This window comes from Pseudoduganella aquatica, from assembly GCF_009857595.1.
Classification (GTDB): domain Bacteria; phylum Pseudomonadota; class Gammaproteobacteria; order Burkholderiales; family Burkholderiaceae_D; genus Rugamonas; species Rugamonas aquatica_A.
The window spans coordinates 21,468-35,595 of record NZ_WWCU01000006.1; the positions used below are offsets into that span (position 1 = coordinate 21,468).

Here is a 14,128-nt window from a genome sequence, read left to right on the forward strand (position 1 = left end):
ATTAGTGAGTTCCTTTGTTAGCTTGTTGCGATCCAATCAAATGCTGCACGACCCGTTCCATTTTCATGAAGCGGGAGCCCTTGATCAATACGGTTGCATCCGGCGTTGCTGCTGCGTCCACGGCAGCGAGCAGCGCGTCGAATTCTTCAAAATGCCTGGTTACGCCGGCGCCGCGCATATGCTGCGCCAGCTCTCCGGTAACGAGGACGTGTTCCAGGTTCTTGCTGGCGGCGTAGGCGGCGATCTCCTCGTGGAATTCCCGGCCCTGCGCGCCCACTTCGCCCATGTCCCCCAGCACCAGCACGCGCGGCGCGGGGGCTTTGGCCAGCACGTCGATGGCGGCGCGCACGGAGTCAGGGTTTGCGTTGTAGCTGTCATCGATGACGACGGCGCCGTTCAGCGCGGCCTTTTTCTGCAGGCGGCCGCTGACAGGCGCAAAAGTGTCCAAGCCCAGCTTGATATGCTCGGCGCTGACGCCGGCGGCGTAAGTGCAGGCCACGGCGGCCAGCGCGTTCAGCACGTTGTGCTCGCCCGCCGCCTGCAGCGCGACAAAGAACTGCAGCGGATCGCCTTCGCTCTCGCGCACGGTGATAAACATCTGGTTGCCGAAGTCGCCCGCGCGGAAGGTGCACGAGACATTGGCTTCCTTGGTCAGGCCGAAGGTCAGCGTGCTGCGGCCGGCGGCCAGCTCGCGCCAGACCGGCGTGAATTCGTCGTGCTGCGGGAAAACGGCCACGCCGTCCGCAGGCAGCGCGGCCAGCACGGCGCCGTTTTCGCGCGCCACCGCTTCCACCGTGTGCATGAATTCCTGGTGCTCGCGCTGGGCGTTGTTCACCAGGGCGATGGTGGGCTCGGCGATGGCGCTCAGGCGGCCGATCTCGCCGGGGTGGTTCATGCCCAGTTCAATCACGGCCGACTGGTGCGCCGCGTCCAGGCGGAACAGCGTGAGCGGCACGCCGATTTCGTTATTCAGGTTGCCGCGCGTGGCCAGGCGGCCGTCCTCGCCGTGCGCCGCCGCCAGGATGGAGGCGATCATTTCCTTGACCGTGGTCTTGCCGTTGCTGCCGGTAACGCCGATGACGGGCAGCGCGTACTGCTTGCGCCAGTAGTTGGCGATGCGGCCCAGCGCGGCCAGCGTGTCCGGCACCAGCAGGGCCGGCAGGGTCCAGCCCTGCGGCAGGCGTTCGGCCACGACGGCGGCAACGCCCTTGCCCGCCACGGCGTTGGGGCCGTCCAGCAGGAAATCGTGGGCGTCGAAGTTCTCGCCGCGCAGGGCGACGAACAGCGAGCCGGCAGGCGTGCTGCGGCTGTCGGTGGAAACGCCGTCGAATGCGACAGCGTCGGGCGTGGCTGCGGAAGCGCCCGGCGCAAACGTCGCGCCGGGAATCGCCGCCAGCAGCTGGGCCAGTGTTGCGTGCATCAATTGGTCCTCATCATGGTGAGGCGGGCCGACAGCGCCAGCTGGGCATGGTCCGCGTCCGAGAACGGGATCTTGCGGCCCTTGATTTCCTGGTAGGCCTCATGGCCCTTCCCGGCCAGCAGGATCACGTCCGGCTTGGCGGCGTGCTTGATGGCCGACAGGATGGCGGCGGCGCGGTCGTCCACAGTCTGGAATACGGAGGTCGGGTGGCTGGCGTCCATGCCCGCGATAATCTGTTCAATGATGGCGTGCGGATCTTCGCTGCGCGGATTGTCGCTGGTGACCACCACGTGCTCGGCGATCTGCGCCACGCGGCCCATCTGCGGGCGCTTGCCCGGGTCGCGGTCGCCGCCGCAGCCGAACACGCACCACAGCTGGCCGCCGCGCTCCTGCGCCACGACGCGCAGCGTTTCCAGCGTCTTCTCCAGCGCGTCCGGCGTGTGGGCATAGTCCACCACCACCATGGGCGCCTCGTTGCCGCCAATCTGCTGCATGCGGCCCGGCGCCGAGGTCAGGCCTTCGATGGCTTCCACGGCGGCGCGCAGGGTGGCGCCCTTGACCAGCAAGGCGCCCAGCACCGCCAGCGCGTTGCTGATGTTGAACTGGCCCACCAGGTGGGTCTTCACCAAGGTGCTGCCTTGCGGCGTGTCGAGGTGGAATTCGGTGCCGGCGCTGCGGGTGCGCAGCTGGCTGGCGCGCAGCATGTCCACGCCGGGCAGGTCCGGCAGCTCGGCCGCGTCGCGCAGCGTGTAGCCGACCACGCGGTCCTTGCGCGCGGTGATGCGGTCCGCCAGGCGGCGGCCCATGGCGTCGTCCAGGTTCACCACCGAGGCTTGCAGGCCGGGGCTGTCGAACAGCTTGGTCTTGGCCGCCTCGTAGGCTTCCATGGTGCCGTGGTGGTCCAGGTGGTCGCGCGTGAGGTTGGTGAACAGCGCCACGTCGAAGTGCATGCCGTCGGTGCGGCCCAGGTCCAGGCCGATGGAGGTGACTTCGATCGCCAGCGCGGTGGCGCCCAGGTCGCGCGTTTCGGCCAGTTTCTGCGCCAGCAGCACGGCGTCCGGCGTGGTGTAGCCGGTGGGGTCGAACTCCACTTCACCGCGCGCGCGCGACATTCCCACGCCCAGCGTGCCGATGACGGCGGTAAGGTCGCCCAGGCGGCTCAGCGCCTGGCCCAGCCACACGGCGCACGAGGTCTTGCCGTTGGTGCCGGTGACGGCCACGGTGTACATGCTGGCGTCCGGATAATTATAGAAGGCCTGCGCGATGGGGCCGGAGCGGCGCTTCAGGTCCTTGACGGCGAGGTGCGGCACATTCCACGCGGCGTCGTCCCAGGGATAGGCTTGCGCGCCCTGCTCTTCGTAGACAATGCCGGCGGCGCCCTGCTCGATGGCGGCGGCGATGTAGCCGCGCCCGTCCTTGCCGTCGCCGGGATAGGCGAAGAACACATCGCCCGGTTTGACGCGGCGCGAATCGGAGACCAATTGCCCGTTGGGCACCGTCTGTTTGATCCAGTTGCTGATTTCGTTAGGTGTCATGGGCGCTCTTACATTACGTCCGCCCCGCCGTCGGCAGGGATGACAATTTCAGTGACGGACGAATCCGGCGGAACGTTCAGCGAACGCAGCGCATTGGCCGCAACGGCGGCAAACGTAGGCGCCGCGACCTGGCCGCCGTAGTGGCCGCCCTGCGTAGGTTCGTCGATCATGACAGCGATGATGAAGCGCGGATTCGACATCGGCACCATGCCGACGAAGGAGCCGATGTATTTGCGCGGCATGGCGTAGCGGCCGTTTTCCACCTTGTAGGCGGTGCCGGTTTTGCCGCCTGCGCGGTAGCCTGGAATCTGCGCCTGCTTGGCGGTGCCGTCCTTGCCGGACACAACGGTCTCCAGCATGGCGCGCATCTGTTCCGCGGTCTTGGGCTTGATGATCTGCTGCCCCACCGGCGGCTCCGTCACCTTCTGGAAGGACAGCGGTATGGTGTCGCCGTTACGCGCAAACATCATGTAGGAACGTGCCAGCTGGATCAGCGACACCGAAATGCCGTTACCGTAGCTCATGGTGGCCTGCTCGATGGGGCGCCACGATTTGTAAGGACGCACGCGGCCGGCCACCGCGCCGGGGAAGCCCCACTTCGGCTGCTGGCCGAAGCCTACCTTGGTGAACATCTCCCACATCTCCTGCGAGGGCATGCTGAGCGCGATTTTCGAGGTGCCGATATTGGACGACATTTCGATAATCTGCTGCACGTTGATCACGCCGTGGCCCTTGGTGTCGCTGATGGTGCGGTCCAGGATGGTGTACTTGCCGGCGCCGGTGTCGATATAGGAATTCGGGTTCACGCGGCCGCTGTCCAGCGCCAGCGCCACGGTGATGGGTTTGAGCGTGGAGCCGGGCTCGAAGGTGTCGGTCATGACGCGGTTGCGCAGCTGCGCGCCGGTCAGCGAGCGGCGGTCGTTCGGGTCGTAGCTCGGGTAGTTGGCCAGCGCCAGCACTTCGCCGGTGTGCACGTCCAGCACCACCGCGCCGCCGGCCTTGGCCTTGAACTTCTCCACCGCGCCCTTGAGCTGGGTGTAGGCGATGTACTGGATCTTGCTGTCCACCGACAGCGTCAAATCCTTGCCGTCGTGCGGCTCGTGGATGGAACCGACGTCCTCGACGATGTGGCCCAGGCGGTCCTTGATCACGCGGCGGCTGCCGGTGGCGCCCTGCAGCGTCTTCTGCTGCGCCAGCTCCATGCTCTCCTGGCCCACGTCCTCCACGTTGGTGAAGCCCACCACGTGGGTCATCACTTCGCCTTGCGGGTAGAAGCGCTTGTATTCCTTGCGCGCTTCGATGCCTTCGATTTTCAGTTCGGCGATCTTGGCCGCCACGTCCATCTCCACCTGGCGTTTCAGGTAGACCAGGTCGCGGTCGGAATCGAGCTTCTTGCGCAGGTCCGCCTCGTTCATTTCAAGCAGGGCGGCCAGCGCGCGGATTTTCTCGGGCGGCGCGGCCAGCACGTCGTCCGGTATCGCCCAGATGGCTTTCACCGGCACCGACGACGCCAGCACCTGGCCGTTGCGGTCGGTGATCTTGCCGCGCGTGGCGGGCAGCTCCAGCGTGAAGGCGTAGCGCGCCTCGCCCTGCTTTTGCAGGAACTGGGTCGACACGCCTTGCAGCCACAGGGCGCGCACTGCCAGCGCGGCGAAAGCGGCGAACAGCACGAACAGCACCACGCGCGAACGCCACGGCGGCAGGCTGACCGCCAGCATCGGGTTCTTCGTGAATGGCATGCCTTTCGAGCGTGCCACGCGTGCGCTGTTTGCTCCGCCGCCTGCCCGCATTACTTGTCCCCTTGCGTCAGGTATTGCGTGCGGTTCGGCGTGAGCTGCGTCATGTTCAGGTCGCGGCGGGCGATTTCCTCGATACGGGCGTGCTTGCCCAGCTTGGACTGGTCCAGCTGCAGCTGCGCCCAGTCGATATCGAGCTGGCGCGCCTTCGCTTGCGCGCGCTCCAGGTCGATAAACAGGTGGCGCGCCTGGTACTGCGCGTTCACCAGCGAGAGCGCGCAGCCGACCAGGAAGGCCGCCAGGACGAGGTTGATCTTGAAACTCACGCAGCCGCCTTGTCGTCATACGGCAGGCGGCGCGCCACGCGCATCACCGCCGAGCGGGCGCGCGGGTTGGCTTCCACCTCAGCGTCGGATGGCTTGATCTTGCCCAGCAGCTTGAGCTCCGGCTGCGGCAGGTCCGCCGCGCGGATGGGCAGGCGGCGGTCCGGCTGCGGCACATTGGCCTTGGACGCGAAGAAGCGCTTGACCATGCGGTCTTCCAGCGAATGGAAGCTGATGATGGCCAGGATGCCGCCCGGCGCCACGCAGTCGTAGGCGTGGGTCAGTCCGGCTTCGAGATCCTCAAGCTCCTTATTGATGTGAATCCGGATAGCCTGAAAAGTCCGGGTGGCCGGGTCCTTGCCCTTTTCACGGGTCTTGACCGCCCCTGCCACGATACCGGCAAGCTGTCGTGTGGTTGAAATTGGCTCGACTGCCCGGCGAGCAACAATCGCCTTTGCAATCTGAAAAGCAAACCGTTCTTCCCCATATTCTTTTATCACCTTTTCCAGTGTCTCTACTGTTTCGGTAGCCAGCCATTCCGCGGCCGACTGGCCACGGGTGGTATCCATGCGCATGTCGAGCGGACCATCGTTGCGGAAACTGAAGCCACGGGCGGCGTCGTCCACCTGCGGCGAAGAGATGCCCAGGTCCAACAGCACGCCGTCCACCTTGGGCATGGCGCGCTCTTGCAGCGCTTCGGCCATGGTGGCGAAACTGTCGTGCACGATCTGGAAACGGGGATCGGTGATTTGTTCGGCGGTGGCGATGGCCTGCAGGTCCTTGTCGAAGGCCAGCAGGCGGCCTTGCGCGCCCAGGCGCGACAGGATCAGGCGGCTGTGGCCGCCACGGCCGAAAGTGCCGTCTATATAGAGGCCGTTGGCGCGCTCGCCCTCAAGCTGGAGCGCGTCCACCGCCTCGTCTAGCAGCACCGTACGATGCTGGAATTCTGGCACCGCAACTGAAGTCATTTTGGGCGGGCCTTAGAAAGAAAAATCGGAAAGCGCGTCGGGCATGCCGACGTCGATGGTTTGCTGCTCGTTTTCGGCACGGCGGGCCGGATCCCAGATCTCGAAATGGGTCAGCATGCCGGACAGCACGACCTCGCGGCCCAGGCCGACGGCGTCGCGCAGCTCGGGCGCCACCAGGATGCGGCCGGCCGAGTCCATTTCCACGTCGCTGGCGTTGCCCAGCAGAATGCGCTGCCAGCCGCGGGCCGACATCGGCCAAGCGGCGATCTGGTCGCGCTTGGCTTCCCACACGTGGCGCGGGTACATCAGCAGGCAGCCGTCCGGGTGCTTGGTAAGCGTGAGGCGTCCTTCGCACTGGATAGCCAGTGCGTCGCGATGCTTGGCCGGGATGGACATCCTGCCTTTCGCATCGAGAGTGATCGCGGAAGCGCCTTGAAACACGTATTACCTTTTAAGTAGTGGGGCTGAAAAAGAGGGCGGAAAATCCCACAAAACTACACTTTTTCACACAGTTGCCCACTTTAGAGGATGGAAAGATAGTGGTCAAGCGCTTTCCAATTGGAAAAACATGGATTTTATTAATGAAATTAAGGACTTAGCGTCGTTCCTTGATGCAAGCTCAAGTAAAAATGTGTCGTGAAATTAGAGACTTACATCCGATACTGAAAGTGCTATCTCATCAATGTTCCGCTGCTTGGGTCTAGTCTCAGGGTGAAAAAGATGTCAAGAAAAAATTGAAAAATAACCATAAGGTTGCCAGTAGACAACAGAGCCGTAGCAATTCGACAACAGCAGCGGGCGGCGCCAAGCAAGCTTGGCAAGGGCGGACAGGAGGGTGATTTTCTGTGGGATTTGGCACTCTGCCGCGCTTTGCGCGCGATCAGGCAGGACGAAGAATCTTGGGATCAAACCAGTGCTGAACTTTTCCTTCTGACTGCCATTGCGATAACTTGTATAGACAATTTTAAGCCCGGCGGTGCGGGCTGGACCTGTCGATATTATACGCAAAGGCACGCCCAAGGCGCGCCTGTTTGCACCCCGGAGAGGGGTGCATTACAGCAGCGGAGGACGCCCGGCCTCAGGCGGCGCGCCGCAGCGCCGGCGCCTGGACCGGCACAGCGATGGCGGAACGGCGCGGCGCGACGGAGCGCGCGGAACCGGCGCTTTCCAGCGTGAAGATGCTGACCAGGGCATCCAGGCCGCCCGCCTGGGTACGCATGCTTTGCGAGGCGGCAGTCGCCTCCTCGACCAGCGCCGCGTTCTGCTGGGTAACTGCATCCATCTCGGCGATGGCGCGGTTCACCTGCTCGATGCCGGCGCTCTGCTGCTGCCCGGCCACGGTGATTTCGCCCATGATGGCCGTCACCCGGCGCACGCTCTGCACCACCTCATTCATGGTTTCGCCGGCCTGGCTGACCAGCATGCTTCCCGCCTCCACCTGGTTCACCGAGTCGCCGATCAGGGTCTTGATCTCCTTGGCGGCAGCAGCCGAGCGCTGCGCCAGGCTGCGTACTTCCGTCGCCACCACGGCAAAGCCACGGCCCTGCTCGCCCGCGCGGGCCGCTTCCACGGCCGCGTTCAGGGCCAGGATATTGGTCTGGAAGGCAATCCCGTCGATAACGCCGATAATGTCCACGATCTTGCGGGCCGAGGCATTGATGCTGCCCATGGTCTCCACCACCTGCCCCACCACGGCGCCGCCTTTTTCAGCGATGCCGGACGCGTCCAACGCCAGCTGGTTGGCCTGGCGCGCGCTGGCCGAATTGTGCTTCACGGCCGTGGTCAGCTCCTCCATCGCGGCGGCGGTCTCCTCCAGCGAACTGGCTTGCTGCTCGGTGCGGGCCGACAGGTCCAGGTTGCCGGCCACGATCTGGTCCGAGGCGCTGGCGATGGTGTCGGTGGCCACGCGCACCTGGCCGACGATATTGGCCAGGCTTTCGCGCATGCTGCCCATGGCCAGCAGCAGGCTGCCGCCGTCGCCGGGCGCGGTATGCACCTCGACCGACAGTTCGCCGGCGGCGATGCGGCCGGCGATCTCGGCCGCGTACTCCGGCTCGCCGCCCAGGCGGCGCGTCAGCCAGCGGGTGATCAGGGCGGCGCCCAGCGCGCCCAGGGCCACACTCGCGGCCAGCAGCGAAATAATCCATACGCGCGCCGAGGCATAGACGTCGGCGCCGTGGCGGGCGGCGTCCACGCCGCCTTCGCCGTACAGGTCCACCAGCTTGTCGACCTGGGCGCGCAGCGCCACGATCAGCTTGTTCGACTCGCCCCGTATCAAGGCCTTGGCGGCGGCGTCGTCATTGGCGCGGGCGGCGGCGCGTATCTTCACATCCTCGGCCATGTAGCGTTCCCACATGGCGACGAAGCCGGCATACAGCGCCTTCTCCTCCGGCGTGGCCAGCAGTTCGACATAGGCCGCCTGCATCTTGCCCAGCTCCACCAGGTCGGCCGCGATCACCTTGTCGTACTTGTCCATGTCGGCCTGCTCGGTCGAAATAATGTACTGGAACTCGCGGGTGCGCACGCGGGCGATCTGGGACTTGATGTCCTGCACCGCGCGCATGCTGGGCATCCAGCGCGAAGACAGCTCGCCGGCCGTGGCGTTGACCTGGGCCAGCTTGAGGATGGAAAACACGCCTACGCCCACCGTCAGCGCCAACACGGCGGCGAACGCCAGGCCCAGCTTGGTGGACAACTTGAGTCTTTTCAACCAATTCATATCATACCTTTTACATAACATTTTTTTCCAGAAGGAAACATGTTACTGCATGGCAAAATTTCCTGCTTATGTTGCGATGCAACATCGTAATATTTCACAATTGGCAAACTACGTATATTCCACAGTTGGCAAATTCGTGAAATCCAGAATTCCAAATTGCTGCAATGCAGCAACCGACAGAACAAACCGGCGCCGCCACGCCCTGACCGCCGCCGGTGTATGCTTCTGCATGCTTGCTTCCATCCTTCCCGTTTTCCTCATCATCCTGCTGGGCGTGGCCATCCGCCATTACGAATGGCTGCCCGAGGCCTTTTTCCCCTCGGTGGAAAAGTTCTCCTACAACATCGCCTTCCCCGCCCTGCTGTTCGCCGGCACGGCCCGCCTGAGCTTCGGCGGCGGCCAGGTGGGCGAACTGGCGCTGGCCACCCTGCTGCCGACCTTTATCATCATCGCGGTCGCGCTTGTGGCCATGCCCTTCGCGCGCGGCTTGCCGGACGCCAGTCGCTCCTCCGTGCTGCAGGGCGCCATGCGGCCCAACACCTATTTCGGGCTGGCCGTGTCCTCGCTGTTCTTCGACGCCAAGACCGCCGCGCTGGTGATGCTGGCGCTCGCGCTATGCCTGCCGGTGGTGAATATGCTGTCTATCGTCGCGCTGTCGTGGTGGAGCGGCAGCAAGACCGACTACGCCAAGGTGGCGCAGACGCTGGCGCGCAATCCCATCATCCTGTCCACGCTGAGCGGCATGCTGGTGAGTTTGTCCGGCGTGGCCCTGCCGCTGGCCTTGATGAACACGCTCGACATCCTCGGCAAGGCGGCGCTGTGCCTGGGCCTGGTCTGCGTGGGCAGCGGCCTGGTGTTTTCGCTGCAAGGCTTGCGGCCCGTGGCGCTGGGCTGGACCTCGGCGCTGAAACTGCTGCTGATGCCGCTGGTGGCGGCCAAAGTGTGCCTGCTGTTCGGCATAGGCGGGCCGGTGGCGCTGGCAGCGGTCTTCTTTTGCGCCCTGCCCACCGCGCCCAACGCCTACATCATGGCCCGGCAACTGGGCGGCGACGCCCGCCTGATGGCGGCGCTGATCACCCTGCAAACCCTGCTGGCGGCCGCCACCGTCCCGCTCAGCAAGAACTTCCTGCCGCTGCTGGGCGCATAGGGGCAGCAGCGGCAGGCGTGGCGCTTCAGGCGCGCACGCGCTCGAGCAATTCCGCCGTTGTCAGGATTTCGCTGGCATAGGTCGGGCCGTTGGACTCGTGCGCCGCGCGCACCCGGCACCGCGCGAGCGCGTATTAATCCTTGTAAATGTTCGCTTGGCGCCCAAGCCTAAGCTGGGGGGCTTATTGCGTCGGCAGAATCTTGAACTCGCGGCCGGGGGATGGCGGGGCTTCCAAATCGGTCACGGCGACCTGGTGCACGCGGGCGGCGGGCGGGCCGCGTTTGGACCACTGGATGATGGCCTCGACTGCCTGCGCATCGCCATCGACGGCGGCCTCGACGGAGCCGTCGCGGCGGTTGCGTACCCAGCCGGAGAGGCCCAGGGACTGCGCCTCGTCCGCGAAGGAGGCGCGGTAGCCGACGCCTTGCACGCGGCCTTCGATCAGCAGCTGTTTCGCCATCAGAACGGAGCCTCCCAGCCCTTGGCGCGCTCGACGGCGCGGGACCAGCGGTCCAGCAGCGCGGCGCGCTGATCGGCGCCCATGGCGGGCTCGAAACGGCGCTCGCACTGCCATTGCGCGGCGATTTCTTCCTTCGATTCCCAGAAGCCGACCGCCAGCCCGGCCAGGTAGGCGGCGCCCAGCGCGGTGGTTTCCGTGACCTTGGGCCGCAGCACCGGCACGCCCAGCAGGTCGGCCTGGAACTGCATCAGCAGGTCGTTGCGGGCGGCGCCGCCGTCGGCCCGCACTTCGGTCACGGGGATGGCGCGGTGCGAGGCGGCCACGTCCTTCTGCATGGCGGCCAGCAGCTCGGCGCTCTGGTAGGCGATCGATTCGACCGCCGCGCGGGCGATGTGCGCGGCGGTGGTGCCGCGCGTCATGCCGGCCAGCGTGCCGCGCGCGTAAGGGTCCCAGTGCGGCGCGCCCAGGCCGGTGAAGGCCGGCACCAGCAGCACGCCGCCGCTGTCGGGCACGCTGCCGGCCAGCGCCTCGACGTCGCTCGATTGCTTGATGATCCCCAGGCCGTCGCGCAGCCATTGCACGGTGGCGCCGCCCATGAAGACGCTGCCTTCGAGCAGGTAGTCGGTGCGCCCGTCCACGCGCCAGCCCACGGTGGAGAGCAGGCGGTTGTGCGACACGGCGGCGTGCTGCCCCGCATGCATCAGCATGAAGCAGCCGGTGCCGTAAGTGTTCTTGACCATGCCCGGCGCGTGGCAGGCCTGGCCGAAGGTGGCGGCCTGCTGGTCGCCCGCTATGCCGGCCACCGGGATCTCGCCGCCGAACAGGGCCGCGCGCGTCACGCCAACCTCCTCGCTGGAGGACACCACCTGCGGCAGCATCTGCTCGGGAACGTCGAACAGCGCCAGCAGGTCGGCGTCCCAGCGCATCAGGTGGATATTGAACAGCATGGTGCGGGCGGCGTTGCTGACGTCGGTGACGTGCACGCCGCACAGCTTCCACGCCAGCCAGGTGTCGATGGTGCCGAAGGCCAGCGCGCCGTGGCGCGCCCGCTCGCGCGCGCCGGGAACGTGGTCCAGCAGCCATTTGATCTTGGTGGCGGAAAAATAGGCGTCCAGCTCCAGGCCGGTGCACTCGGCGATCAGCCTGGCCTTGCCGGCGGCGCGCAGCTGGTCGCAGATGTCGGCGGTGCGGCGGTCCTGCCAGACGATGGCGGGCGCGATCGGCTCGCCGGTCTTGCGGTCCCACACCACGGTGGTCTCGCGCTGGTTGGCGATGCCGATGGCCAGCACCTGCTGCGCATCGACATGGTGGTCGTGCAGCACCTTGCGGGCCACGGTGAGCTGGCTGTTCCAGATTTCGTTGGGATCGTGCTCGACCCAGCCGGGCTGGGGATAATGCTGCGGGAATTCCAGCGCCGCGCTGCCGTGGATTTGCCCCTGCTGGTCGAACAGGATGGCGCGCGAACTGGTGGTGCCCTGGTCAAGGGCCAGGATGTATTTCTTCATCGGCTAGTCCCCTAGCACTGCAGATTGTTAGTTGAAGCAAGCCGGTAGGCCGGATTTTGTTACGGCGCTCGCCCTTGCGGGTCCGCGCTATGACAGCCATTCCTCTAGGCGCTGGATTACTCCAGCGCTCAAGCTTTCTACCCGCACGCTCCGCGAGCAGCATCATCGCGTGCCTATTTGAAATTGCACCAGGTGGAGGTTACCGCGTTTCACCGTAACTTAATACGCTCGTCTCTGTGGCCCTATTCCTCGCCTTATACCTTGCGGCTTTCGACGGACGGCCGTTAACCGTCACCCCGCTCTATGGAGTCCGGACCTTCCTCCCGCCTTTGCATTGCTGCATCGGCCAGCGGCTGTCTGGCTTGCTTCGGGGCGTATTGTAACACGCCGCCCCCACCCGCCAAAAAGGGGTCAGGGTTGATTTTCCCGTATGAGAATATCAACCCGGAAAATCAACCCTGACCCCTTTTTGGAAATTTGATGTCGCCATTTCAAAAGCCGCAGGCGGTGGCTGGCCGTAGAATGCCGCATCACTTTCCCGCATAAAGGTCAGACCATGACGCATCCCTCCCGCACCGGTGGCCAGATATTGGTGGACGCCCTGAAGATCCACGGCGTGGACACCGCCTTCGGCGTGCCCGGCGAAAGCTATCTCGACGTGCTCGACGCACTGCACGAGTCCGGCATCCGCTTCATCATCAACCGCCAGGAGGGCGGCGCGGCATTCATGGCCGAGGCCTACGGCAAGATGACCGGCCAGCCCGGCATCTGCTTCGTCACGCGCGGCCCGGGCGCGACCAACGCCTCCATCGGCGTGCACACGGCCTTCCAGGACTCCACGCCGATGATTTTGTTCATCGGCCAGGTGGGCAGCGACTTCATGGACCGCGAGGCCTTCCAGGAAATCGACTACCGCCGCATGTACGGCCAGATGGCGAAATGGGTCGCGCAAATCGACCGCGCCGACCGCATCCCCGAATACATGGCGCGCGCCTTCCAGGTGGCCACCAGCGGCCGCCCCGGCCCCGTGGTGCTGGCCTTGCCGGAAGATATGCTGACCAATCTGGCCGCCGTGGCCGATACCGGCCGCTACCAGCCGACCCAGGGCGCGCCGTCGCAGCCGCAAATGGCCCAACTGCGCGCCATGCTGGCCGGCGCCAAGCGCCCGCTGGTGCTGCTGGGCGGCGGCGGCTGGAACGCGCAGGCCTGCGCCGATGTGCAGCGCTTCGCCGAGACCAACGCGCTGCCGGTGGCCTGCACCTTCCGCTTCCAGGATCTGCTCGACAACAACCATCCCCACTACGCGGGCGACGTGGGCATAGGCATCAACCCCAAGCTGGCCGCGCGCGTGAAGAATGCGGACGTGCTGATCGCCATCGGCCCGCGCCTGGGCGAGATGACCACCAGCGGCTACGAGCTGCTGTCCTCGCCGGTGCCGCGGCAGCGCCTGGTGCATATCCACGCCAGCCCGGAGGAACTGGGCAGCGTCTACCAGGCTGAACTGATGATCGCCAGCGGCATGCCGCAAGTGGCGGCCATGCTGGCGGAGATGGCGCCGGTGGACCCGGCCGCATGGCAGGGCAGCGTGGCCGAGGCGCGCGCCGAGTACGCGGCCTTCCAGCAGCAGCCTCCCATTTTCCAGGACGGCAAGGCGCCGCTGAACCTGTGGCAGCTGGTGCAGGACATGGACGCGCTGACCCCGGCCGATACCATCATCACCAACGGCGCCGGCAACTACGCCACTTGGGCGCACCGCTTCCATCGCTACGGCGGCATGCGCACCCAGCTGGCGCCCACCAGCGGCGCCATGGGCTACAGCGTGCCGGCCGGCGTGGCGGCCAAGATTATCGATCCGTCGCGCACCGTGATCACCTTTGCCGGCGACGGCGAATACATGATGAACGGCCAGGAGCTGGCCACGGCGGTGCAGTACCGCGCAGGTGTCATCATTATCGTGTTCAATAACAGCATGTTCGGCACCATACGCATGCACCAGGAGAAGAACTATCCGGGCCGCGTGTCGGGCACGGAGCTGCACAATCCGGACTTCGCGGCGCTGGCGCAGGCCTATGGCGCGCATGGCGAGGTGGTGACGGAAACGGCGCAGTTCGCGCCCGCGCTGCAGCGCGCGCTGGACCATACGCGCGGCAAGAGCTTGCCGGCGGTGATCGAGCTGCGCTACGACGGCAACCTGATTACGCCGGGCGCCACGCTGGAGACCATACGCAAGAACGCGGAAGCGGCGTTGTCCGCTAAAACGGCTTAAACCGGCTCTGCGGCGGCGCGCGCTGCGGCGGGTTACGCGTTCCGCTAAC

Annotated in this window: 12 protein-coding genes and 1 other RNA gene; 2 read left to right on the forward strand and 11 right to left on the reverse strand. The window is 65.6% G+C overall.

All coding sequences use genetic code 11. From position 1 onward, the window contains the following. Window position 1: 1 nt before the first annotated feature. The 8 genes from GTP77_RS07600 to GTP77_RS31035 all read right to left on the reverse strand — a co-directional run bounded on the left by GTP77_RS07600 (window position 2) and on the right by GTP77_RS31035 (window position 8,692). A complete protein-coding gene (locus tag GTP77_RS07600) occupies window positions 2-1,420 on the reverse strand; it encodes a UDP-N-acetylmuramoyl-tripeptide--D-alanyl-D-alanine ligase (RefSeq protein WP_161071574.1) in 1,419 nt (472 codons plus the stop codon). Further along, window positions 1,420-2,955 (reverse strand): UDP-N-acetylmuramoyl-L-alanyl-D-glutamate--2,6-diaminopimelate ligase, encoded by a 1,536-nt coding sequence (locus GTP77_RS07605; RefSeq protein WP_161071575.1) that lies wholly within the window; start codon window positions 2,953-2,955, stop codon window positions 1,420-1,422. The genes GTP77_RS07600 and GTP77_RS07605 overlap by 1 nt, the downstream gene beginning before the upstream one ends. Before the next feature lie 8 nt (window positions 2,956-2,963). Beyond that, on the reverse strand, window positions 2,964-4,745 hold the full coding sequence (locus tag GTP77_RS07610; protein ID WP_161071576.1) for a peptidoglycan D,D-transpeptidase FtsI family protein: 1,782 nt from the start codon (window positions 4,743-4,745) through the stop codon (window positions 2,964-2,966). Next, entirely contained in the window at window positions 4,745-5,017 is a 273-nt protein-coding gene (ftsL, locus tag GTP77_RS07615) for a cell division protein FtsL (protein ID WP_161071577.1), read from the reverse strand. The genes GTP77_RS07610 and ftsL overlap by 1 nt, the downstream gene beginning before the upstream one ends. Further along, window positions 5,014-5,982, reverse strand: a complete 969-nt coding sequence (gene rsmH / locus GTP77_RS07620; RefSeq protein ID WP_161071578.1) for a 16S rRNA (cytosine(1402)-N(4))-methyltransferase RsmH — start codon at window positions 5,980-5,982, stop codon at window positions 5,014-5,016. Before rsmH ends, ftsL begins: the two co-directional genes overlap by 4 nt. Window positions 5,983-5,994: 12 nt before the next feature. Beyond that, entirely contained in the window at window positions 5,995-6,423 is a 429-nt protein-coding gene (gene mraZ, locus GTP77_RS07625) for a division/cell wall cluster transcriptional repressor MraZ (protein WP_161071579.1), read from the reverse strand. Window positions 6,424-6,705: 282 nt separating this feature from the next. Next, window positions 6,706-7,002, reverse strand: a complete 297-nt coding sequence (locus GTP77_RS07630; RefSeq protein WP_161071580.1) for a hypothetical protein — start codon at window positions 7,000-7,002, stop codon at window positions 6,706-6,708. 58 nt (window positions 7,003-7,060) lie between these two features. Further along, window positions 7,061-8,692 (reverse strand): methyl-accepting chemotaxis protein, encoded by a 1,632-nt coding sequence (locus GTP77_RS31035; protein ID WP_443094209.1) that lies wholly within the window; start codon window positions 8,690-8,692, stop codon window positions 7,061-7,063. Window positions 8,693-8,930: 238 nt separating this feature from the next. On the opposite strand from GTP77_RS31035, the gene GTP77_RS07640 reads away from it, so the two are divergent. Further along, window positions 8,931-9,848, forward strand: a complete 918-nt coding sequence (locus GTP77_RS07640; RefSeq protein ID WP_161071582.1) for an AEC family transporter — start codon at window positions 8,931-8,933, stop codon at window positions 9,846-9,848. A 181-nt stretch (window positions 9,849-10,029) separates the two neighbouring features. Here GTP77_RS07640 and GTP77_RS07645 read toward each other — a convergent pair whose 3' ends face one another. From GTP77_RS07645 to rnpB, 3 genes are all read right to left on the reverse strand, one after another. Beyond that, window positions 10,030-10,308, reverse strand: a complete 279-nt coding sequence (locus tag GTP77_RS07645; protein ID WP_161071583.1) for an acylphosphatase — start codon at window positions 10,306-10,308, stop codon at window positions 10,030-10,032. Further along, window positions 10,308-11,813 carry a glycerol kinase GlpK gene (glpK, locus tag GTP77_RS07650; RefSeq protein ID WP_161071584.1) on the reverse strand — a complete coding sequence of 502 codons (1,506 nt, stop codon included), beginning with the start codon at window positions 11,811-11,813 and terminating at the stop codon, window positions 10,308-10,310. The genes GTP77_RS07645 and glpK overlap by 1 nt, the downstream gene beginning before the upstream one ends. A 29-nt stretch (window positions 11,814-11,842) precedes the next feature. Further along, window positions 11,843-12,182, reverse strand: an RNA gene (rnpB, locus tag GTP77_RS07655) — RNase P RNA component class A. 187 nt (window positions 12,183-12,369) lie between these two features. On the opposite strand from rnpB, the gene GTP77_RS07660 reads away from it, so the two are divergent. Next, entirely contained in the window at window positions 12,370-14,079 is a 1,710-nt protein-coding gene (locus tag GTP77_RS07660; RefSeq protein ID WP_161071585.1) for a thiamine pyrophosphate-binding protein, read from the forward strand. The last annotated feature ends 49 nt before the right edge of the window (window positions 14,080-14,128 follow it).